Raw genomic sequence first — 20,669 nt, forward strand, 5'->3', positions numbered from 1 at the left:
GCTACCATCCGTCGGTGACCTCAGACCTCGACAGCGCGTGCGCGGAACTCGAAACCGCCATCGCCGACCGCGACATCGACGCCTTCGGCCAGGCCATGGGCCTGCTGTGGAACGCCGGACAGCAGGCCCCGGCCGAAGAGCTCACCGCGATCCTGCCGCGCTGCGCCGACATCCTCGGGACCCTCCACATCGGCATGGGCAGCCAGCTCGCGCTGATGTGCGGGGCCTTCGCCGAGCGCGGCGCCGACCCGGCACCGCTGGTCACGCCGGTCGCCGAAGGCCTGCGCGAGGCCATGCGACGCGCCCGTCTCCTGCGCAAGGCCTGGCGCGCCATGGGCGACCCCTCGCCGCTGCCCGGCGAGGAGACCACCGTCGAGGAGTACGACGCGATCGTGACCGCCCTGGCCGCCTCGGTCGGCGAGGAGGAGGCCCGCGCCCTCGCCGAGGGCTGGGACACCCTCAACCTCTGGCAGATGCCGGCGACCTCACTGCTCCAGCTCGACAGGTCCGTCCGCGCCGCCTTCCCCCACCGTGCGGAGATCCTCGAAGGCTGCCTCGAACTCGTCGACGACCAGCCCTCCCTGAGCTGGCTGCAAGGCCTGCTGACCGTCCTCGACAACGAGCCGCTCCTCGTCCTGCACCGCCCGAGCGGCCGCGGCTACGAGGTCACCATCGCCGGGCTCGGCGACAACTTCCAGCTGCACTCCCTGCTCGCCGCCGCGCTCGACGGGCCCGTCGAGGAGGGCCTCCTCGGCGACCTCGGCCTCGACCCGCACTGGGCCGCCGTCGCCACCGACGCGCCGCCCGAGGACTTCGGCGGAACCGCCGAGGGCCGCTTCAACCCCGCCGACGCCACCGGCGCGTGGATCTGGAACGAAGGCCGCCCCGCCGACATCCCGCTCTTCGAGGACCGCCGCGTCGTCGTGCTCGACCCGCCGTCCTACCCGCGCTCGTGGAACAACGACCGCCAGTACCCGATGATGACCGGATCCCTGACGCTCGACCGGGTCCTGCCCGAGGCCGAGGCGGCCGCGTGGCTGGCCAAGGTCGGGCCGGCGCAGGACGTACCGGCGGTCTAGGGCGCGTCGCTCCCCAGCAACCGGTCGATGACCTCGGCGGTGTCGCCGGCGTGGATCCGCTCGACACCGTCCCTGCCCGGCAGCGCGGCGACCGCGCGGGCGGCCTCGTCGAGCACGCCGTGCAGTTCGGCGGCGATCGCGGCCAGGTTGTGCTCACCGACCTCGGTGGAGTCGGTGCCGTCGAGCCGGTCCACGACGTGTTTGACGATCCGGTGGCGTAGTTCCCCGGCGGTGGTTCCCTCCAGCGCGAAGGAGATGTGGAACGACGAGGAGGTCTCGGCGGCCGCACAATGCGCGTAGCCGTAGGGCAGGTACAGGATGTCGCCCGCCTCCAGCTCGACCCGGGTCTCCTCGCCGGGCTCGGGCGTCTTCATCGCCGACCACGCTTCCTCGGGGCAGGGGCCGCCGAGAATCCAGCCCTTGCGGCCGTCGAGCTGCACGGCCACGACGTGCGCCGGATCGCGATGTGCGGGGACGAGCCGCTGGGCGTGCGGAGACAGGAAACCCCACACCTTCACCTTCTTGCCGCGGGCCGCGCCGATCTCCGAGGCCAGCGCCGCCACCGCCGGACTCCACAGTTCCAGCCGGTTGAACTTGACCGCCGCACCGGCCGACAGCAGGCCGTCGAGCGCATCCGCGTCGACGATCTGCTCCGCCCGGCCGGGGCTGGCGAAAGCCTCCGCACGGCAGTACCGGGACGGCGCCACGGGCGTGCCCTCGTCGAGGACGGTGATGAACGGTGGCCGCAGCAAGGGCGTGGCCAGGAGCTCGTCCGCGCCCGGCAGGAGCGCCGTGAGAGGGCCGTCCCGGACGACCGTCGGGATCGTTCCCCACGCCCGCCCGATCGCGCCGTCCGGGCCGAACAGTTCGGTTGCCGCGACCGCCGTCGTCATGCCTGACCTACCTTCGTCTTGTCGAGGTGAACCATCCAGACCCGCCGGCGCAGCACGAGCGCGAGGGAGAGGAGCATGCCGACGGCACCGATCACCAGCGCCGTCCGCAGCCCGAAGGCCGAGCCGAGCGCGCCGCCGAGCAGTCCGGAACAGGCGACCAGCACGCCGGTGAGCACCCCGGAGGCACCGATGACCCGGCCCCGGACCTCGTCGGCGGTCCTGATCTGGAAGAGGGTCCGGCTGCCCACGCCCCAGAAGGACATCCCGATCGCGAAGAAGGCCTCGGCGACCAGCATCGTCCCGGCGGCCTGGACCGTGGAACCCGCCACGGACGCCAGCAGCACCCCGCCCGCGACCATGGCGCCCTGGCCGAGCACCAGCAGGCGCCCGACGCCCAGGGTCCCGGCGAGACGGCCGCCGAGGAGGGCCGCGCCGAAGCCCACCACGCCCGACAGGGCGAAGACGAGGCCGATCACGATCGGCGGGAAGTGCAGATTGCGGACCAGGAAGAGCATGTAGACGACCATCTGGATCTGCGCGAACAGCGCCAGGGAGGCATAGGAGACGCTGATCGAGCGCAGCACCTCGTCCGTCCACATCAGCCGAAAGCCGGTCACGGTGTCGCGCCAGAACCCCTTGAGGCTGCGGCCCCGCGGTTTAACGGCGGCACTCGCGGCGGAGGAGAACCTCACCCTCGCCAGGCTGACCGCCGAGACCACATAGGACCCGGCGTCGACGAGAACCGTCACCGCCGGCCCGACCGCGGTCACCAGCAGCCCGGCCGCGCCGGGCCCGCTGACGTCGGCGACCGACTGGCTCGCCTCCAGCTTGCTGTTGCCGTCGGCGAGGCTCTCCTCCTCGACGACACTGGGCAGAAAGGTCATGTGGGCCAGGTTGAACAACCGGGTCAGCACGGCCAGTCCTCCGCCGACCACGATGAGCTGCGCCATCGACAGCACGCCGAACAGCGTCGCGAGCGGAATGGACACGATCAGCAACGCGCGGCCCAGGTCGGCGCCGATCATCAGCCGCCGCCGGTCCACCCGGTCCACGATGGTCCCCGAGAACGGGCTCAGCAGCACACCGGGAACGGTGCTCGCGGTGGCCACGAGGCCCATCTCGAAGGCGCTGAGCTCCAGCAGGAGCACACCGATGAGCGGCAGGGCGATGAAGCTGACCGTCGAGCCGAACATCGACGCCGACTGGCCGAGCCACACGAGCATGAAGTCACGGTGCCTCCACAGACTCCGCCGCACCGGCGGAGAAGGGGGCTCCAGCGTCTCCACACTCTCCTCACCGGCCGTCACGCGGGCGACCAGCCCTCGGCGGGGTGCCAGAACTCCGGGGCGTCGACCGGCCCGGCGGGAGTGAACCCGATGCCGAGATTGACCGCCCGCTCGTCATTGTTGTCCGAGATCGGAGTGCGGGCGTGGATGACCCGGCGGGCATAGAACAAAATGACCTCGCCGACCTCCAGCAGAACCGTCACCGGGTCTTTCCCATGCGGGAAAAGCAGCAGACCCGAGCGCCGTTCACTGACCCAATCATGCTCCAGCATCACGATCACGTTGAGCGCGAACTGGTCGGTGTCGATATGCGGCACGACATGACTGTGCGGAATGTCGTAATACCGGTAGTTCCCTTTTCCGCTCGCGGTCGCCGAAACTCCGGCATTCGTCTCGACATAGTTGCGCAGCTCATCCGACTCGCGCAGGGAACACCCGACCGGACCGAGTTCGGCGAAGTGCTGCTCACGGATCTTCTCGGCTCCCGCGCGCTGCTCCCGCGATTCTCGCAAAAGCCCGTCGAACAGTTCCCCGGTAAGCCAGCCGGGACGGCCGAGGTGAAAGACGCCGTCGTCGCGGCCCAGGCTCCTGGTCGCTCTGGTATCGGTCAACGTGTGAGCTGCCCTGGCCATTCGTGCCTCCCGGTGGCTCGGCGAGGGTGGACTGCGACCGAAGCTACCGCCCTCACCGGGCTCCGGCGGCGGCCGTGGCGACAAGTCGCCAAGGAAGATTTCGACCACGCCATCCCCGCGATCCCCGGATACGTTGGCGATTCCTCACCACCAGAAAAGAGGTGCCGCAATGTTCGAAGAGATCGAAAAGGCGAACGACGGCCGTGAACTGCTGATCGCGCCGCAGAACCACCCCGACGCCCGCCTGTCCTTCGTATGGGACACCACGGCCGGCACCGAGGAGACCTTCTCCGAGGAGACGGCGACCGAGTCCGACACGGTCTGAATCAGTCGCAAGAACTGAACTGGTTCGCCAGCGGCGAGCTGCGTTCCCACCTCGGAACGCAGCTCGCTTTCAGCCGACCCATCCTTGAGGGGAGAACCATGGCAACGTGGCAGGAATTCGCCGAGCAGGCACCCGACATCGCCGAGCTCGGACTTCGCATCTTCACCAATTACGGGATCGCCTACCTCGGCACGATCCGCGCCGACGGCGGACCCCGCGTCGTGCCGGTCTCGCCGGTGGTCGTCGGCGACCGGATCTACATCGGCGTCATGCCCGACACCCCCAAGCGTCACGACCTCGACCGGGACCCGCGCTGTGTCGTCCACTCCCTGCCGGGCCCGATGGACGCCGAGGTGTGCCTCACCGGGACCGCGCGCCAGGTGTCCGCCGAATGGGTCGAGACCCTCATCGCCACCGCCCCGCCCAACATCCGCTTCGCGCGCGACACCTTCGTCTACGAGATCGACCTGGAACGGGTCAACTGCACCAACTTCGACAACCTCGTGCCCGGCCGCCGACCACGCCCCACGCGATCGAAGTGGACGGCACAGGGCGTCGCGGCGTGACCCGCGCCGACCGGCCACGGCTCGTCCGCGTCGACGCCGTAGCCCATCCCGAAGGGGGCATGGTCCTGACCACCCCGCGCGGAAGGACGTTCCGGCTCGTCCTCGGCGAGCGAGAACTGGCCGAGGTCCTGGCCGCCTGCGACGGCAGCACGCCGGTCAGCGAGATCGTCGCCGGCCGCGAGCGCCCGGCGGAACTCGCGTCTCTTGTGGACATGCTGACCGAGGAGGGTTGTCTCTCCCTCAAGGCTCCCGGCCCCGCCGACGCCGACTGGGCCCGTTTCGCCGAGGCCGACGCCGCCGGGCCCGCGCGCACGACGGTGGTCGTGCTCGGCACCGGCGCCTTCGCGGCCACGACCGTCGAACTTCTCGGCCGGGTCGGCGACCGCTTCGGCGAGGTCCGAACCGCGTCCTCACCAAACGCCCTCACCGGTCTCGATCCGTCGGCCACCGTCGTCCTGGCCTGCCTCGACCGCTTCGACCCGGCGGAACTGTCCCGGCTGGAGCGAGCCTGCGCGTCCGCGGGCCTGCGATGGAGTCACTTCCACTTCGAGGCGGAACGGGGATGGTTCGGCCCGCACCATGAACCGGGCGGCGGGCCGACCTTCGGTGACCTCCACGGCCGCCGACTGGCCGCCACGGCGGATCCCGCCGCGCTGCGGGCCCGCTCGCAACCGGCGCCGGGTGACGCCTACCTGCCGCCGCCCCACGAGCGTTTCTGGATGGTCTCGGCCTTCCTCGTCGACGTCGAACGCTGGCTCGCCGGCGCCGGGCCCCTGGGCTCCTGGCACGAGGTCGAGCTGGACCCGGTCGATCTGGGCGTCGAGCGCCGCCCGGTACTCCCGCTGCCCGACGCGCCGCCGTCGTCGCCGCCACCCGGGTTGTTCACCGATCCGGCCGGGCCCCTGACCGACCGGCGTCTGGGCATCGTCACCCGCCTGGAGAAGATCCCGTCGCACCCGCTCGGGCCACCCGGGATGACCACCGTCCACGCGGCGGGCTGCAACATCGGGCGGATCAGTCGCTGGCGCAACGATCCCTCCGGTGGAGGGAGCTCCTTCGGCGATCCGGAAGCCGCCGCGAAGGCCGCCGTCGGTGAGCTCGTGGAACGCTACTGCGGCAACATCGTCCGGGCCGATCTGCTGCGCCGGGCGAGCCACCGGGAGCTGACACGGGCCGGTGAGCACGCCGTCGACCCCGAACGCCTGGCGTTGTTCTCCGCCGCCCAGTACGCGGCACCCGGGTTCCCTTTCGCTCCCATGACCCGCGACACGCCGATCCACTGGGTCCGCGGCCGCAACCTGACCCGGAACGTACCGGCGTGGCTGCCGGCCAGCCTCGTCTATGTCAACTGGTACAAGACCTCTCCCGAGGACGCTCCCCCGACGAACGGGACCGCCTACGCCGGTGTCGCGGCGGGGGTGAGCCTCGACGACGCCGTCCTGTCCGGTCTGCAGGAGGTCGTGGAGCGGCACAGCACGATGGTCTGGTGGCTCAACCGGCCGACCCTGCCCGCAGTGGTCCCCTCGCCACGGCTCGCCGAGGCCTGGCCGAACGGAACACCGGACGGTCCCTTGCGCGCGTGGCTGATCCACCTGGACAACGAGTTCTCGATCCCGGTCATGGCGGGCGTCGTCGAGGACGCCGACCAGGGTCTGTTCACCATCGGCTTCGCCTCACGCTCCGATCCGGAGGACGCGGCCCTGAAGGCCTGGGCCGAAGGCCTGACGCTGCAGGAGATCGCCCGCGACCTGGCGGGGCCCGACAACCAGTACGGCCGGGCCGTCGCCAACGGGCGTCTCCCGGACCAGGGACTCAAGCCGTGGCGCGCGGACCGTCGCTACCTCGACGACTACCGGCCGGACTTCCGCGACGTGCCCACCCTGATCTGCCAAACGCAGGTCCACCTGGATCCACGCGCGGTGGAGCGGATCCGCCCCTGGGTCGACGTCCCACTCACCCGTGCCGTGTCCGACCTGCCGCGACTCGGCGGCGCCGACCTCGACACCTACCGCAAGGCCGTCGAGGCGCCCGGATACGAGGTCTTCTACGCCGACATCACCACTCCCGACGTGGCCGCGGCGGGCCTGAGCGTCACGCGGACGCTGGTACCGGGCCTCGTCGGGAACTTCCCGGCGGCCTTCCCCTTCCTCGGCCGCGGTGTCGTTCAGGACAGCGCCGTGCGGCTCGGCTGGCGCTCCGAACCCAGGCCCGAGGGCGATCTCACCACGATTCCGATTCCCCATGCCTAGCCCCGCCGCTTCGGGCGAGGCCCCGTTCGCGCACCGGGACACGACCGCCGACATGCTGCACGGTGTCCTGGTCCCGGACCCCTACCGGTGGCTGGAAGACCGGTCGTCGGCCGCGACCCGAAGCTGGAGCGCCGACCAGGATCTGCACTGGTCGGCCGTCCGCGACAGGCTGCCGGGGCTGGACCGGTGGCGCGCGGCCGTCGCCGAACACCTCGACGTCGACTACGCCAGCGCACCGATCTGGCGGGGCCGAACGCGCTTCGAGATGCGCCACACGCGCGGCGGAACGCGGCCGGGGCTGTACGCGACCGGCCCGGACGGGCCGGCGCGCAATCTTCTGGACCTGTTGCCGCCGCACCTCGCGGCCGCCGCCGAACTGCACGCCTGGAGACCGTCGCCCGATGGGGACCGGCTGGCCCTGAACCTCGCCGTCGGCGGTTCCGAGCAGGCCGCGCTGTACATCATGGACGTCGCCTCCGGCCGGATCACCGACGGTCCGATCGAGGGCTGCGGCCACTCCTCGGTCGCCTGGTTCCCCTGCGGACGCAGGCTGTACTACGTCCGCGGCGGCACCGACGAGGCCCCGCGACGCGGGGTCTACCTGCACAACGTCGGCGCCGACTGGCGCGACGATCCACAGGTCTACGGCGGGGACCAAGACCGGTACTACTCGGTGTCGGTCTCGCCCGACGGGAACTGGGCGGCGGTGTCGGTCACCGACGGGAGCGCCGCCTCCGGCAACGAGCTCCTACTCTCCGACCTGCGGTCCGCACCGCCCGAGCGGCCGGTCCCGGTCCAGGTGCAGGCTCCCGGCACCGCCAGCAGCGGCATCACCTTCGGGACCGACGGTCTGCTGTACATCCTCACCAATCGGGAGGCGCCGAACCGGCGCATCGTCGTCGCCGATCCCGAACGGCCCGGGCACGACGGCTGGCGCCCCCTCGCCGGACCCGATCCCGGCGCGGTCATCGTCGATTTCGCGATCGTCGGCGACCATCTCCTGGTGTCGTGGAGCCGATCGGCGCTCAGCGAGGTGTCGCTGCACCGGCTCGGCGACGGCGAGCGCCTGCGCGAGGTGCCGTTGCCGGGCGAGGGCAAGGTCGGCCCCCTTCTCACCCGCGCGGGCGACGGTGATCGGGCGTGGTTCAGCTACACCGACGTCACGACCTCACCGCGGGTCGTCACCTACCGGATCTCCACCGGTCTCGCCGAGAGCGGCACCGAGCGGCCGAACCGGTCACAGCCGACGGCGGTGCGCACCGACCGGATCCGGTGCGTCTCGGCCGACGGCACCCCCATCGAGATGATCATGGTTCGGCCGCGTGCCGCACACGGCCCCATCTCGACGATCCTGAGCGGCTACGGCGGCTTCGGCACCTCCCGCCCGCCGACCTACTCGGCGGCCACCATGGCATGGCTCCGCGCGGGCGGCGGCTATGTCAGCGCGAGCCTGCGCGGCGGCGGCGAGCACGGCGAGACCTGGCACGCGGCGGGACGCCGCCACGGGAAGCAGAACGTCATCGACGACCTGCTGGCCTGCGCGCGGCATCTCATCGACGAGGGCTGGACGTCGCGGGAACGGCTGGCGGTCTGGGGCGGCAGCAACGGGGCCCTCGTCGCCGCCGCCGCGGTGACACAGGACCCCGATCTGTTCGCCGCGGCGGTCTGCACCGCGCCGCTGTGCGACATGGTCCGCTACGAGTCGTCGGGCCTGGGCCCGATCTGGCGCTCGGAGTACGGGACCGTCGCCGACGCCGAGGACTTCCGGCACCTGCTCGCCTACTCCCCCTACCACCGCGTCACCGACGGCCGCCGCTATCCGGCGACGCTGTTCACCGTCTCCGAGGACGACGAGCGCGTCGATCCACTGCACGGCCGCAAGATGTGCGCGGCCCTCCAGCGCGCGAGCACGGGTCCGGGGCCGGTGGCGATCCGGCGGGACCGCCGGGTCGGGCACGGCAACCGGGCGCTGGCGTCGACCGTCGCCCACACCGGCGACGTCCTGGCCTTCATGGCCGCCCACACCGGACTGCTCGGGCTAGACGAGGCCGCGTCTGGCGGCGACGATCCCGGCCTGGAAGCGGCTGGTCGCGTCGAGGCTGTCGAGGAGTTCCCGCGCGCGGCGGCTGAGCGTGCGTCCTGATAGGTGCAGGTTGCGCGCGGCCGTCGCGTCGGTGGCTCCCGTCGCCAGTTCCTTGAGTAGTTCCAGGAGGTCCGGGGGCAGCGGATCGTGCGTCTCTTCGGCGCGTATGTCGTCGCTCATGGCCCACCACAGCAGGTCGTAGCAGGCGCGCAACTCGGCGAGGGCCTTCTGGTCGCCGACGACCAGGAGCCGGGGCGGCGCCGGCACGGCGCGCTCGGCGCCGAGGACGACCTTGTCGGGCGTGATCACCATGAAGGGGAGCTCCAGCGGCGTGCTGCGCACCGGCCGCGCGGCGGGCGGTGCGTCGTAGGCGCCGGACACCGCCGTGTCGGTCGAGCGGATGACCCGCACACCGGTCCCGGTGGCGTCGTCGCACTTGAGTCTGGCGAGCAGCATCCGTTCGATGGCGCCGAACCCCTCGGCGACCATCATCCGGTGGGTGACCCCGCGCGGCTGGGGGCGATGCGGGATTAAGACGTCGTTGACGACCTGCTCGGCGGCCCGCCCACCGCGCGGGCCGTCGGCGTCGGGGAAGAGCCGCCGGATCCGCAGCACCGCCTCCTGCAGATAACCCGCCGCGAACATCGTCAGCCGCCGAGCATGTTCGTTCATGTCTCTCCCGCTCCCCTCGCACCGCGACCGATTCCGCCTCGCCGGTCCACGTGGTCACCACTGTGACCGGACCGCCTCGCCGAAACCTTGAGCGGAACTTGGTCGCGGCTTGAAGCGCGAGCGCGGACCGGATCACCGGTGAGGTCAGTGAAGCGAGGTTCCGGGCGCGCGGCTGTCCCGTCGGCCGTCCGCCGGGGCCGCGGTGAACCACTCCCCCAAGGCCTTCTCCAACTCGGCCGGATCGGGCCGGGCCGCCGAGGAGGCCCAGGCCACGTACCCGTCCGGGCGCAGGAGCAGCGCGGTCGGCGCGTCGGGCCCGGCGCTCGCCGTGACGACGTCGACGGGCGGCTCGGTGAGCGCGGCGGCGAGGGAGCCGTTGCTGGTCAGGTCGAGGAGGAGGGGCCGGGCCGAGCGGGCGAGTTCGGCGAGGCGGGTGGGGCCGTCGGGGGTCTCCAGGGCAAGGTCGGGGGCGAAGGTTCCGGTCAGCGGGTGTTCGCCGGTGATGGCGTAGCGGACGTCGGCACCGGCGGTGAGTGCGGCGAGGCGTCCGACCGTGGCGGGGTCGCCGAGCAGTTCGGTGAACAGCTCGCGCATGCCGGTGACGTCGGGGCCGGGTGCGATGAGGGCCGACTGGGCCCGGGCGTTCATCACCATGCGTTCGGCGGCGAGGCGCCGTTCGGTCTCGTAGGTGTCGAGGAGCCCGTCGGGGGCGCGGCCGTCGAGGGCGGCGGCGAGTTTCCAGCCGAGGTTGACCGCGTCCTGGAGGCCGAGGTTGAGTCCGGGTCCGCCACCGGCGGCGTAGACGTGGGCGGCGTCGCCGACGAGGAACACGCGGCGGTCGCGGAAGCGCTCGGCGATGCGGGTGTTGCCTCCGGCGAGGCGCCGCAGCACGTGCGGTCCTTCGCCAGGCGGTGCTTCGAGGGGCAGGTCGGCGCCGAGGACGCGGGCGACGCTCGCGCGCATCTCGGCGAGGGTCATCGGCTCGGTCGTCGCAGGCGGCTCCCACTCGGTCGTGCTGATCAGCGGGGGGTGCCCGGGCAGCGGCGCGTAGGAGAAGCCGCCGCGTTCGGTCCGGTGCGGCAGGAACGGCAGGACGGGCCCGTGCCCGGGCACGTTCAGTGCCCCGCTGCCGGGATTGATCCACGCCGCCGGGAGGCTCGCGTGGGCAGAGCGGACGGTCGCGCGATCGTAGGAGACGCCGGGGAACTCGATGCCCGCGAGCTTGCGGGTCACGCTGTGGGCTCCGTCGGCGCCGACGAGGTGGCGCGCCCGCAGCGTGTAGGGACCGTCCGGTCCGGTGACCGTGACGGTCACGGCGTCGTCGTCCTGGGAAAGGCCGGTGACCTCGTGCCCGCGCAGGACCGGCACACCCAGTTCGCGGGCGCGGTCGTCGAGGACGCGCACGATGTGGTGCTGTGGGGCGGGAAGGGCGTAGAGGGGGCTGTCGTCGAGGACGCTGAGGTCGAGGGGCAGCGCGCCGAACATGAAGTAGGCCCGGTTCGGTGACGGCGGGCCGTCGCCGCCGCTCAAGGATTCGAACAGTCCGCGCTGGTCCATCAGGCGCACGACCTGGCCGAGCAGTCCGTTGGCCTTCGGTTCGCGGCTCGGTTCGGCCAGCCGCTCCAGCACGAGCGGCCGGATCCCGGCGAGGGCGAGTTCGCAGGCCAGCATCAGGCCGTTGGGTCCGCCTCCGGCGATGACGACGTCGGTGTCCATGTGGGTTTCCTCGTTTCAGGGCAGGGGTGAGCGGCCCGGCGGTCGCCGGGCTGCGTTGGGCGAGATGGGGGTTAGGGGGTGGGGAGGCCGGCGCGCAGGCCGTCGAAGACCTCGCGCAGGAGCGGCCCGAGCGGTGGCGGGTCGTCGGCCCGGAGGCAGTGTTCGACGGCGGTGGCACTGGCCGCGCCGACGACGGCGGCGACGAGCTTGGGGTAGACGTCGCGGGTCACGTCGGTGCCGGTCCGTTCGGCGACGACGGCGGCGAGAGCGTCCTGGGCGGCGGCGTTGGCCTTGAGGATCTCGCCCTGCAGCGCGGGTTCGGCGAAGAGGAGCATCAGCGCGTCCCGCCAGCGGCGGTCGGCCGGGGATCCGCCGGTGCCGTCGGCGGGGGCGAACTGGGCGTGGACCGCGCCGGCGAGGGAGTCCCACAGGGGCTCGTCGGCGGGGCGGGCGCGGAGTTCGTCGGCGATGCGCATGGCGCGTTCGACGTGGCTGGCGGCGATCGCCTCGGCCTTGCCGGAGAAGTAGTTGCGGAAGGTGCGCACCGAGACGTCGGCCGCCTCGGCGATGTCCTCGGCGCTGACGTCGTCCCAGCCGCGTTCGAGGCACAGGTGGATCGCCGCCCGGCTCAGCGCGAGCCGGGTCTCCCGCTTCTTGCGCTCGCGCAGACCCAAGCCTTCGGTTTCCATGCCCCGACACTAACAAAGCTTGCCGAGATTGCAAAGATTCCGTGGCGGCAACTTTTTCTCACCGGCCCCCGCTCCCCGGGATCGCCGGGCGCGGGATCATGGAGGCATGTCGCGACCGACTTCGCCGACCTGCCCCTGCGGCTTCGGCACACCCTACGGCGACTGCTGCGGCCGCTGGCGCGCCGAAGGCCCGCACGCACCGACCGCCGAACTGCTCATGCGCTCCCGCTTCACCGCCTTCGCCCGCGGCGACGCGCCCTACCTCCAGGCGACCTGGCATCCGCTCCACCGCCCGGCCCGGCTCAACCTCGGCGACAGCCCGCGGTTCACCCGCCTGGAGATCGTCGCCACGAGGGGCGGCGGCATGCTCGACACCGCCGGGACGGTCCACTTCCGCGCGCACTACACCGACGGGACGACGCCCGGCGTGCTGGAGGAGAACAGCAGCTTCGTACGCGAAGGCGGCAGGTGGCTGTACGTGGCCGCGATCGGGTGAGCCCTACCCCCGCCGCGCCACCGTCACGATCTCCCGGCTCACGGCCGTGACCGGCCCGCCGTCCCAGTCGCCGCAACGCGTCTCCACCACGAAACCCGCCTCCGCCAGGAAGGCGTCCAGCGCGTCCTCACCGAGGAACCGCAAGGTCTCCCGGTCCACCCGCAGGACCGTGCCATCGCGGTCGGCGATCGTCCCCGTGTAGGACACCACCCCGTCCTCGACCAGGTCCACCTCGAACCACGTGCGCAGGGCGCGGCCACCACCGTCGACGATGTCACTCGCGTTGCCCGGGTTCCACGCCTCCCAGGCACGGGCCGAGGGATGCCGGGTCTCGAAGGCGAAACGCCCGCCCGGCCGCAGCGCCGCCCGGATGGCGGCCAGCGACGCCCGCAGATCCTCGTCGGTGATCAGGTACTGGAAGGCGTGGCTCGCCATCACCGCGAGATCGAACTCGGCGTCCCACACCGCCCCGGCGGCGGTCGTCTCGACCCACTCGACATCGGTCCGGCGACGGGCCCGGGCGAGCACGGCGGGATCGGGATCGAGCCCGGCAAGGCGGCCGGTGTGCCCGTCGGCACGGGCGCGGTGGAGCATCCCGCCGGTGCCGCAGCCGACGTCGAGCACGTCACCGGCGGCCATGACGAGCCGGTGGTAGTGGGCGTCGGCGGGATGACCGTCGGGGTTCCACGCCTCGACGAGGTCATAGAGGGCGGCGGCTTCGGCGTCGGTGTACATCGCGCCAGTATCGAGCCCCGGCCACCGATCGCGAACGCCTTTTCCGGGGCGGCTTCGAGGACCGCACCGCGCACTGCGACCATGGCGGACGATCTTGACCCGACAGGACACCGTGACCCGCGGCACAAGGCCTGACCGTCACAGATCCAGCACGAGCGGCATCTCGTGATCACCACAGCCGACGGCGAACAGGAACCGACCATGGAAGACAGCGACACGCGACCCGACCCGGCCACCGACTCCTTCGTCGCACACCGCAACCTGCTGTTCACGGTCGCCTACGAGATGCTCGGTTCGGCCGCCGACGCCGAAGACGTCCTCCAGGAGACCTGGCTGAAATGGGCCGGCGTCGACCTCGACACCATCGAGAACAAGCGCGCCTACCTCGTGCGGATCACCACCCGCCAGGCCCTCATGCGCCTGCGCTCCCTCGACCGCCGCAAGGAGTCCTACGTCGGGCCCTGGCTCCCCGAACCCCTGCTCACCACCCCCGACATCGCCGAAGACGTCGCACTCGCCGACAGCGTCTCCATGGCCGTCATGCTCGTGCTGGAGACCCTCAGCCCCACCGAGCGGGCCGTGTTCGTACTCCGCGAGGTCTTCGACCTCGGCTACGACGAGATCGCCGCCGCGGTCGACAAGTCCCCCGCCGCCGTCCGCCAGATCGCCCACCGGGCCCGGGCCCACGTCGCCGCGCGCCGGCCGCGAGAAACGGTCTCGGCGACCGAGACCCGAAACGTCCTCGACGCCTTCCACGGCGCGCTCAAGACCGGCGACCTCCAGCGTCTCCTTGACACCCTCGCCCCCGACGTCGTCCTCCTCACCGACGGCGGCGGAGTCGTCCAGGCCGCGCTGGCACCGATCGTCGGCGCGAGCACCGTCGCCCCCATCCTCGGCAACATCCGGGCCGACGCGGCCCTCGAACCCGCCTACGTCAACGGCCACCCGGCCCTCGTCCTCCGCGACGGCGACCGCGTCGACACCGTCCTCGCCGTACGCGTCGAAGACGGCCTCATCACCGGCCTCTACGCCGTCCGCAACCCCGACAAGCTCTCCCACATGGGCGACACGACCGCGCTCGCCCTCGTCGCTCCCGAGGCCGAGCCGTTGCCATAGCGAGACCGGCGTTCCGTAACGTCGACGGTACGGAAAGAGGGGGGAGATCCGATGCGAAAGACCCTGCCGGCGGCCGTACTGGCGCTCACGGTGCTGCTGTCGGGCTGCGGCGAGGCCGGGCCCTCCGCGGAGGAACGCACGGCGTACGAGTCACGGGCGGCCATCTGGGGTGTGCCGCTCTCCCACATCTACGTCACCGAGGTCGACGGCTACGTCCAGGCCACCGGCGGCGGTGCCGGCGTGTACGCCGACGACGGCTTCAGCGACCACTACGCCGCCGCCGACGGCCGGTACTTCCAGCTCATCGTCGACGACGACCCCGAGATCACCGACGACTCCTGCACGTCCACGCCGGTCGCCGGAACCGGCACCCCCGCCGAGGTGGCGTGCACGCGCCAAGGCGACGGCTGGTACCGGATGAGCGGCGAGCGACATGAGTACGCCGAGAACCACGACGGCCTGGTCATCCGCGCCAACGCCGTCACCGACGTACCCACCGACGCCCTCCGGCGGGCCGTCGAGAACGCCCACCCGGCGACGGTCACCGAACTCGACGCGATGCTGCCGACCTGCACCCCCGAACCGTGCGGCGTGATCCCCCGGGGAGACACCCCCTCGGGAGGGGACATGCCCCCACAGGACCCGCCGCACGTGGGCGGCTGAGCCTCCTACTCCCGTGCCTCGCCCAGCTTCTCCACCATCCGGTCGGTACCGCTCGTCCAGTTCGCCTTGAGCGCGGCCACCGCGGCGTCGGTGTCCCCGGCGATCAGCGCCTCGGCGATCGCCCGGTGCTCACCGGCCGAGCGGCTGATCTCGGTCTCGTCGTCGATCAGGAGATGCACGTACCGCCGCAGACTCGCCTTCAGCGTCGTCAGCAGGTCCATGACACGCTCGTTGCGGCAGCCGCCGAGCAGCAGGTCGTGCCACTCGTCGTCGCGCTCCTCGATCTCGGCCTGACTGGCCACCGAGGCGTCGAACTCCGTGGCCATCGCCAGCAGACGCGGCGCCGTCTCGGCGAGATACGCCGGGTCGGAGGACTCCAGCGCCAGCGCTTCGAGGGCGGCGACGACCGGGCACAGCTCCTGGTACTCGCGCGGGCTGACCGGAGCGAAACGGAAGCCCTTGCCGGGCTGACTCTCGATGAGCCCCTCGATCTCCAGCGCGATCAGCGCCTCCCGCAGCGGCGTGCGGGAAACGCCCAGCTCACCGGCAAGCCGTCCCTCGTTGATGTTCTGGCCCGCCGGGAAGTCCCCACGCCGCAGGCGCCCGAGCACCTCGCGCTTGATCTGGTCCCGCAGCGGTCGTCGTTCGATGGGCATCGCGTCACCTCGCTCCTCGACCACAGATCATGCCGTGCCGGCGCCGTCGACGGTGAGCACGGCTCCGCTGACGAAGGCCGCGCCGTCACCGGCGAGGTAGGCGATCGCCTCGGCGATGTCGCGCGGCTGCCCGATCCGGCGCAGTGGACGGTCGGCGGCCTCGGCGTAGAAGGCGTCGGCCGACTCACCCAGCTGGCGCGCCTCCTCGGCGAGCATCCCGGTGGCGGTGTCACCGGGGCAGACGCAGTTGACGCGGATCCCGTCGGGACCGTGGTCGATGGCCATCGCGCGCGTCAGGTTCACCACCGCGCCCTTCGAGGCGCAGTAGGACACCGCCTGCCCACCGCCTTTGATGCCCCAGCCCGAACCGGTGTTGACGATACTGCCGCCGCCCGCGGCGACCAGGTGCGGAATGGCGAAGCGGCTCATCAGCATCACCGACTTGACGTTGACGGCCATGACCAGGTCCCAGTCGTCCTCGGTGATGTCGAGGACCGTGGAGCGGCGGATGATCCCGGCGTTGTTGACCAGGACGTCCAGCCCGCCGAAGGCCTCGACGGCCGTGGCCACCGCCCGCTCGCAGTCGGCGGCGCTCGCGACGTCGGTGGCCACGGCGATCCCGCCGATGCCCTCGGCGACGGCCTTCGCCCCGGCCTCGTCACGGTCGACGACCGCGACGGAGGCGCCGAGCTCGGCCATCAGCTCGGCGGTGGCCCGCCCGATCCCGGAGGCGGCCCCGGTCACCACGGCCCGCTTGCCCTGCAAGGTGCTCATCGTTCTCCCACTCGGTACATGACGTGCCGGCGTCGGCCGGTCACGATCGGAAGGTAGCCGGTCAGCGACCGGTCGAGCGCGTCGTCTCCGGTGTCGACCAGCAGTGGACGGCCGCCCAGGGCGGCCAGTTTCGTCTCGCCGCACACCACGACGACGCCGTCCCGGCCGACCGCGCGAAGCAGGGCCGGGGTGATCTGCTGATTGCCGCGCCCGAACAGGAAACCCTGGCCCCCGATCGGGGAGACCACGATCCGCGCGGGACGGCCCGTACTCAAGCGCAGCAAGGCGGCCGCGTCGGCGTCGGCGGCCAGGCACGAACCGTCGGCGACGGCGGTGACGCCGGTCGGCGGCGCGTCGACCCCGAGCAGGCGCAGCACTCCGTGCGTGGTGGTGCCCGGCCCGTAGACGTCGACGCCCCCGGCCCGCCGCCCGGCGTCGACCTCGGCGGCGATTCCGGCGAGGTCGTCACCGCCGGTGAGGCTGGAGCCGACCTTGCCGCGCTGGACGCGCTCGGCGACCCGCGGCACCGACAGCAGTCCATAGAGGACGATGTCGTCGCCGTCGCGGTCCATGACCTCCGAGGGCGCGGCCGTGGCCGCCCCCGACAGGTAGGCCGCGGCGACCTCGCCCGCCGCTCGCGGCGACACCGCGTAGACCGCCGAGTGCATCTTGACCCCGGCGGGGATGCCGACGGCCGGGAAACCCCCGCCGAGCGCGTCGAGGACGTCGCGCGCGGTCCCGTCGCCACCGGCGAAGAGCAGCAGCCCGGCACCGGCCTCGATCAGCGCGCCGGCCGCGCGGCGGGTGTCGGCGGCGGTCGTCCGCAACGGACGGTCGCAGACCACCTCGGCGGCACCGGGCAGGACGTCCTCGCCCATGTCCCCGGCCACCGTGACGACCCGGACGCCCGGCAGGCGAGTGCGCAGCTCCGCCAGCGCCAGCGCGGCCCGCTCCGCCGCCCGGGGCGCGGCGCCGAGAGCGCGGGCACGCCGCTGCGCCTCGGCGCCGTCACTTCCCTTGAGCGCGACCGTGCCGCCCAGTCCCGCGACCGGGTTGACGAGGAGACCGACCGTGTGGACACCGCCGCTCGCCCGCCCGGAACCCGGGCCGGGGACGATCCCGGCCCGTTCCGCGGCTCCCCCGCCGAGCATCGTCACCGTTCGGCGTTCTTCCGGCGGTAGGCGCGCCAGGTCACCGCCCAGGCCCCGGCGTCGTCCAGGGTCTCCTCCTTGTTGAGGTGGACGCTGGAGCGGTGCGGGGCCGTCCGGACGGTCTCCGGATCGGCGTAGGCCTCCTCGGCGACGGCGTTCATGATCGCCACGTACTCGTCGAGGTCGCGCTTGGAGTAGGACTCCGTCGGCTCCAGGGTGGCCGGTTCGGGAACCACGTACGGGTGGTGACTGGTCCAGTAGTGCACGCCGTAGTCGGCGGCCCGGTGCCCCAGGTCCTCGGAGTGCACGCCGGTCTCCTCGGCGAGCTCCTCCCAGGAGTAGCGAACCTGCTCGATCCGGCGCCTCCCCTTGGCGTAGGGCGCCGAGATCCCGCGGATCTTGAGCATCTGCGTCATCAGGTAGTTGTTGTTGAGGACGGCGATCTCGGCGACCTCGCGCAGCCCCTCGGCGCCGAGGCTCGCGATCCACGAGTAGGCCCGGACCAGGTTCGGCGCCACACCCGTGAACGGCCGCACCTTCCCCACCGACTCCGGGCGGTCGTCGTCGAGGAAGTAGCGCTCGCCGTCGAACTCGACCGTGGGCCGGGGCAGGAAGGGCACGAGTTCGGCGCTCACACCGCAGGCGCCGGCCGCCGGGCCACCGCAGGCGTGCGGGGTCGAGAAGGTCTTGTGCAGGTTGAAGTGGCACAGGTCGAAACCGGCGTCGCGGGCGCGGGTGATGCCGAGGACCCCGTTGGCGTTGGCCTGGTCGTAGCAGGCCAGACCGCCCACGGCGTGCACCGCTTCGACGAACTCGGCGATGCGCGGGTTGAAGATCCCGGTGTCCTCGGGGTTGGTGATCAGCAGCGCGGCCGTGCGGTCGGAGACGGCGGCCTTGAGCGCGTCGAGGTCGGGGTAGCCGTCGGCGTCGGGGTACAGCGTGATGACCTCGTACCCGGCGGTCTTGGCGCAGGCCGCGTTCGACGGGTGCGAGAAGATCGTGGTGATCACCTGGTCGCGGTGCCCTTCACCGCGCGACTCGTGGTACGCGCGGATCATGGCGACGTTCGTCCAGATCGCGGCCGAACCGGCACCCGGCTGCAGCGAGACCCGGTCCATGCCGGAGATCTCGGCGAGCATCCGCTCCAGGCGCCAGAGGATCTCCAGCACGCCCTGCGCGGTCTCGTCGTCCTGGCGCGGGTGCAGCGCGGCGAGCTTGTGCCCGGCGACGAGGCGGTCGTTGACCTTCGGGCTGTACTTCATCGTGCAGGTGCCCTGGCCGATGTCGATGTTGAGGTCGGCGCCGAGGTTCTCCTGCGACAGGCGCAGGTAGTGGCGCAGCACGGCGTTCTGCGCCAGTTCCGGCAGCGCGGCCGGCCGTTCCCGGCGCAGCGCGGCGGGCAGCTCGTCGGCGGCGTCGGCGGCGAGGCCGGGTTCGAGGGCCGGTGGCAGGATCCCGCGCTGGCCGGGCTGGCTCAGTTCGAAGAGCAGCGGCTCGTCCCAGCGGGCGGCGTGGTAGCGGCGCAGGGGCGGCTTGGGGGCGATCTCGCCGGTCACGCGAGGACCTCCTTCAGTTCGGCGGCCAGCCGGTCGAGGTCGGCCTTCGTGTGCAGTTCGGTCACGCAGTAGAGGGCCGACCGGCCCAGGTGCGGGAAGTCCTCCGACAGGTCGTGGCCGCCGAAGATCCCGCGCTCGCGCAGGGCGGCGTTGACCTCGGCGACGGTGCGGCCGGTGAAGGTGACCACGAACTCCTTGAGGTGCGGGAGCCCGGCGTCGGGGATCTCGATGCCGTCGATACCGGCGAGGAGATCCTTGAGGTGGCGGCAGCGGGCCATCAGGCCCTCGCCGAGCTCGCGCATGCCGGTCGGGCCCATCAGCGCCAGGTAGACCCCGGCGGTGATGCCCCACAGGGCGGCCGCCGTGCCGACCCATTCCTTCCCCTGCTCGCGGCGGGCGAAGGAGGTGCGTTCATAGGCGACGTCGCCGAAGCCGTACTCGCCGTCCACGGTGGTCGGGACCAGGCCGAACAGGCGCGAGGGGAACTCCTCGACGAAGCGCTCCTCGTCGCGGGTGGCGATGAATCCGGCGTGCCCGCCACCGTACTGGGGGTGCATGCCGAGCGACTGGATGTCGCCGCAGACGATGTCGGCGCCGAAGGAGGACGGCGGTGCCAGGACGCCGAGACCGATCGGGTCGCAGCCGACGACGGCCAGACCGCCGGCGGCGTGCGCGGCCTCCACATGGGAGGGGATCCGCGGGTCGACGACGCCGAGGAAGGTCGGGTAGCCGATGTAGACGGCCGCGAGATCGTCGCCGTCGACCGGACCGCCGAGGGTGACCGCGCCTTTGAGGTAGTCGTCGAGCTTGGAGCGCAGGTCGGGGTCGATGGGCGTGGCCAGCGCGACCCGGCCGCGGCCGGTGATCCGGGCGGCCATGCGCAGGGCGGTCGCCGTGGCCTGGAAGCCGTCGTAGACGGGGACGTTGACGACGTCCATCTCCAGCAGCTCGCCCATGAGGCTCTGGTACTCCCACAGCGCCTGGAAGCGACCGTGGTCCTCGTAGGGCTCACCGGCGTAGGCGGTGAGGAACTCGCTGCGGGAGTTCACCTCGTCGCAGACGGCCGGGACGTGGTGGGCGTAGCAGCCGCCGCCGAGGAAGCTCAGGGCGTCGCGGGTGCTGGTGTTGCGGTCGAGCAGGCCGCCGACGTGGCGGACGAGTTCGGCCTCACCGCGCAGGGGCGGGGGCAGGTCGAGGGGCCGGCGCAGGCGCAGCGACTCGGGGATGTCGGCGTAGAACTCCTCGATGTCCGCCGCGCCGGTGGCCGCGAGCATCGAGGCCTTCACCTCGGGCACCGCGTTCGGGATGTAGGGGTGCTCCACGGTTCTCCTC

Annotated in this window: 20 protein-coding genes; 8 read left to right on the forward strand and 12 right to left on the reverse strand. The window is 72.0% G+C overall.

Annotated features, from left to right (window positions below):
- Positions 1-14 precede the first annotated feature (14 nt).
- Positions 15-1,079 (forward strand): hypothetical protein, encoded by a 1,065-nt coding sequence (locus tag HNR73_RS33000; protein ID WP_184791699.1) that lies wholly within the window; start codon positions 15-17, stop codon positions 1,077-1,079.
- Here HNR73_RS33000 and HNR73_RS33005 read toward each other — a convergent pair.
- The 3 genes from HNR73_RS33005 to HNR73_RS33015 are packed head-to-tail and all read right to left on the reverse strand — an operon-like array spanning position 1,076 to position 3,890.
- On the reverse strand, positions 1,076-1,972 hold the full coding sequence (locus HNR73_RS33005) for a JmjC domain-containing protein (protein WP_184791701.1): 897 nt from the start codon (positions 1,970-1,972) through the stop codon (positions 1,076-1,078). The genes HNR73_RS33000 and HNR73_RS33005 overlap by 4 nt on opposite strands.
- On the reverse strand, positions 1,969-3,279 hold the full coding sequence (locus tag HNR73_RS33010) for an MFS transporter (protein WP_311677837.1): 1,311 nt from the start codon (positions 3,277-3,279) through the stop codon (positions 1,969-1,971). Before HNR73_RS33010 ends, HNR73_RS33005 begins: the two co-directional genes overlap by 4 nt.
- Positions 3,276-3,890, reverse strand: a complete 615-nt coding sequence (locus HNR73_RS33015; protein ID WP_184791705.1) for a hypothetical protein — start codon at positions 3,888-3,890, stop codon at positions 3,276-3,278. Before HNR73_RS33015 ends, HNR73_RS33010 begins: the two co-directional genes overlap by 4 nt.
- Positions 3,891-4,059: 169 nt before the next feature.
- On the opposite strand from HNR73_RS33015, the gene HNR73_RS33020 reads away from it, so the two are divergent.
- The 4 genes from HNR73_RS33020 (at position 4,060) to HNR73_RS33035 (ending at position 9,173) form a co-directional block, all read left to right on the forward strand.
- Positions 4,060-4,215 carry a hypothetical protein gene (locus HNR73_RS33020; RefSeq protein ID WP_184791707.1) on the forward strand — a complete coding sequence of 52 codons (156 nt, stop codon included), beginning with the start codon at positions 4,060-4,062 and terminating at the stop codon, positions 4,213-4,215.
- A gap of 98 nt (positions 4,216-4,313) precedes the next feature.
- Entirely contained in the window at positions 4,314-4,781 is a 468-nt protein-coding gene (locus tag HNR73_RS33025) for a pyridoxamine 5'-phosphate oxidase family protein (RefSeq protein ID WP_184791709.1), read from the forward strand.
- Entirely contained in the window at positions 4,778-7,030 is a 2,253-nt protein-coding gene (locus HNR73_RS41030; protein ID WP_184791711.1) for a SagD/YcaO family ATP-dependent cyclodehydratase, read from the forward strand. The genes HNR73_RS33025 and HNR73_RS41030 overlap by 4 nt, the downstream gene beginning before the upstream one ends.
- Positions 7,023-9,173: a prolyl oligopeptidase family serine peptidase gene (locus HNR73_RS33035; RefSeq protein ID WP_184791713.1), complete on the forward strand. Its 2,151-nt coding sequence runs from the start codon at positions 7,023-7,025 to the stop codon at positions 9,171-9,173. Before HNR73_RS41030 ends, HNR73_RS33035 begins: the two co-directional genes overlap by 8 nt.
- Here the strand turns inward: HNR73_RS33035 and HNR73_RS33040 are convergent.
- From HNR73_RS33040 to HNR73_RS33050, 3 genes are all read right to left on the reverse strand, one after another.
- The gene (locus HNR73_RS33040) at positions 9,069-9,785 is read right to left on the reverse strand and encodes a hypothetical protein (RefSeq protein WP_184791715.1); all 717 of its coding nucleotides are present in this window, start codon (positions 9,783-9,785) and stop codon (positions 9,069-9,071) included. The genes HNR73_RS33035 and HNR73_RS33040 overlap by 105 nt on opposite strands.
- 144 nt (positions 9,786-9,929) lie before the next feature.
- Positions 9,930-11,501, reverse strand: a complete 1,572-nt coding sequence (locus HNR73_RS33045) for an FAD-dependent monooxygenase (RefSeq protein WP_184791717.1) — start codon at positions 11,499-11,501, stop codon at positions 9,930-9,932.
- Between the two features lie 71 nt (positions 11,502-11,572).
- On the reverse strand, positions 11,573-12,190 hold the full coding sequence (locus tag HNR73_RS33050; RefSeq protein ID WP_184791718.1) for a TetR/AcrR family transcriptional regulator: 618 nt from the start codon (positions 12,188-12,190) through the stop codon (positions 11,573-11,575).
- A 106-nt stretch (positions 12,191-12,296) separates the two neighbouring features.
- Between HNR73_RS33050 and HNR73_RS33055 the strand changes: the two genes are divergently transcribed.
- On the forward strand, positions 12,297-12,686 hold the full coding sequence (locus HNR73_RS33055; protein WP_184791720.1) for a YchJ family protein: 390 nt from the start codon (positions 12,297-12,299) through the stop codon (positions 12,684-12,686).
- A gap of 3 nt (positions 12,687-12,689) precedes the next feature.
- Here the strand turns inward: HNR73_RS33055 and HNR73_RS33060 are convergent, their stop codons facing one another.
- Positions 12,690-13,421, reverse strand: coding sequence for a class I SAM-dependent methyltransferase (locus HNR73_RS33060; protein WP_184791722.1), 732 nt, complete (start codon positions 13,419-13,421; stop codon positions 12,690-12,692).
- 201 nt (positions 13,422-13,622) lie between these two features.
- On the opposite strand from HNR73_RS33060, the gene HNR73_RS33065 reads away from it, so the two are divergent.
- On the forward strand, positions 13,623-14,537 hold the full coding sequence (locus HNR73_RS33065; protein WP_184791724.1) for an RNA polymerase sigma-70 factor: 915 nt from the start codon (positions 13,623-13,625) through the stop codon (positions 14,535-14,537).
- Between the two features lie 51 nt (positions 14,538-14,588).
- Positions 14,589-15,200 carry a hypothetical protein gene (locus HNR73_RS33070; RefSeq protein WP_184791726.1) on the forward strand — a complete coding sequence of 204 codons (612 nt, stop codon included), beginning with the start codon at positions 14,589-14,591 and terminating at the stop codon, positions 15,198-15,200.
- A gap of 5 nt (positions 15,201-15,205) precedes the next feature.
- Here HNR73_RS33070 and HNR73_RS33075 read toward each other — a convergent pair whose 3' ends face one another.
- The 5 genes from HNR73_RS33075 to gcvPA are packed head-to-tail and all read right to left on the reverse strand — an operon-like array spanning position 15,206 to position 20,659.
- Positions 15,206-15,856: a GntR family transcriptional regulator gene (locus HNR73_RS33075; RefSeq protein ID WP_184791728.1), complete on the reverse strand. Its 651-nt coding sequence runs from the start codon at positions 15,854-15,856 to the stop codon at positions 15,206-15,208.
- A gap of 27 nt (positions 15,857-15,883) precedes the next feature.
- On the reverse strand, positions 15,884-16,630 hold the full coding sequence (locus tag HNR73_RS33080; RefSeq protein ID WP_184791730.1) for an SDR family NAD(P)-dependent oxidoreductase: 747 nt from the start codon (positions 16,628-16,630) through the stop codon (positions 15,884-15,886).
- On the reverse strand, positions 16,627-17,781 hold the full coding sequence (locus HNR73_RS33085) for an ATP-NAD kinase family protein (protein WP_184791797.1): 1,155 nt from the start codon (positions 17,779-17,781) through the stop codon (positions 16,627-16,629). The genes HNR73_RS33080 and HNR73_RS33085 overlap by 4 nt, the downstream gene beginning before the upstream one ends.
- A gap of 2 nt (positions 17,782-17,783) precedes the next feature.
- Positions 17,784-19,337: an aminomethyl-transferring glycine dehydrogenase subunit GcvPB gene (gene gcvPB / locus HNR73_RS33090; RefSeq protein WP_184791732.1), complete on the reverse strand. Its 1,554-nt coding sequence runs from the start codon at positions 19,335-19,337 to the stop codon at positions 17,784-17,786.
- On the reverse strand, positions 19,334-20,659 hold the full coding sequence (gene gcvPA / locus HNR73_RS33095; protein WP_184791734.1) for an aminomethyl-transferring glycine dehydrogenase subunit GcvPA: 1,326 nt from the start codon (positions 20,657-20,659) through the stop codon (positions 19,334-19,336). Before gcvPA ends, gcvPB begins: the two co-directional genes overlap by 4 nt.
- Between the last annotated feature and the right edge of the window lie 10 nt (positions 20,660-20,669).

It is taken from the genome of Phytomonospora endophytica, assembly GCF_014202425.1.
Classification (GTDB): Bacteria; Actinomycetota; Actinomycetes; order Mycobacteriales; family Micromonosporaceae; genus Phytomonospora; species Phytomonospora endophytica.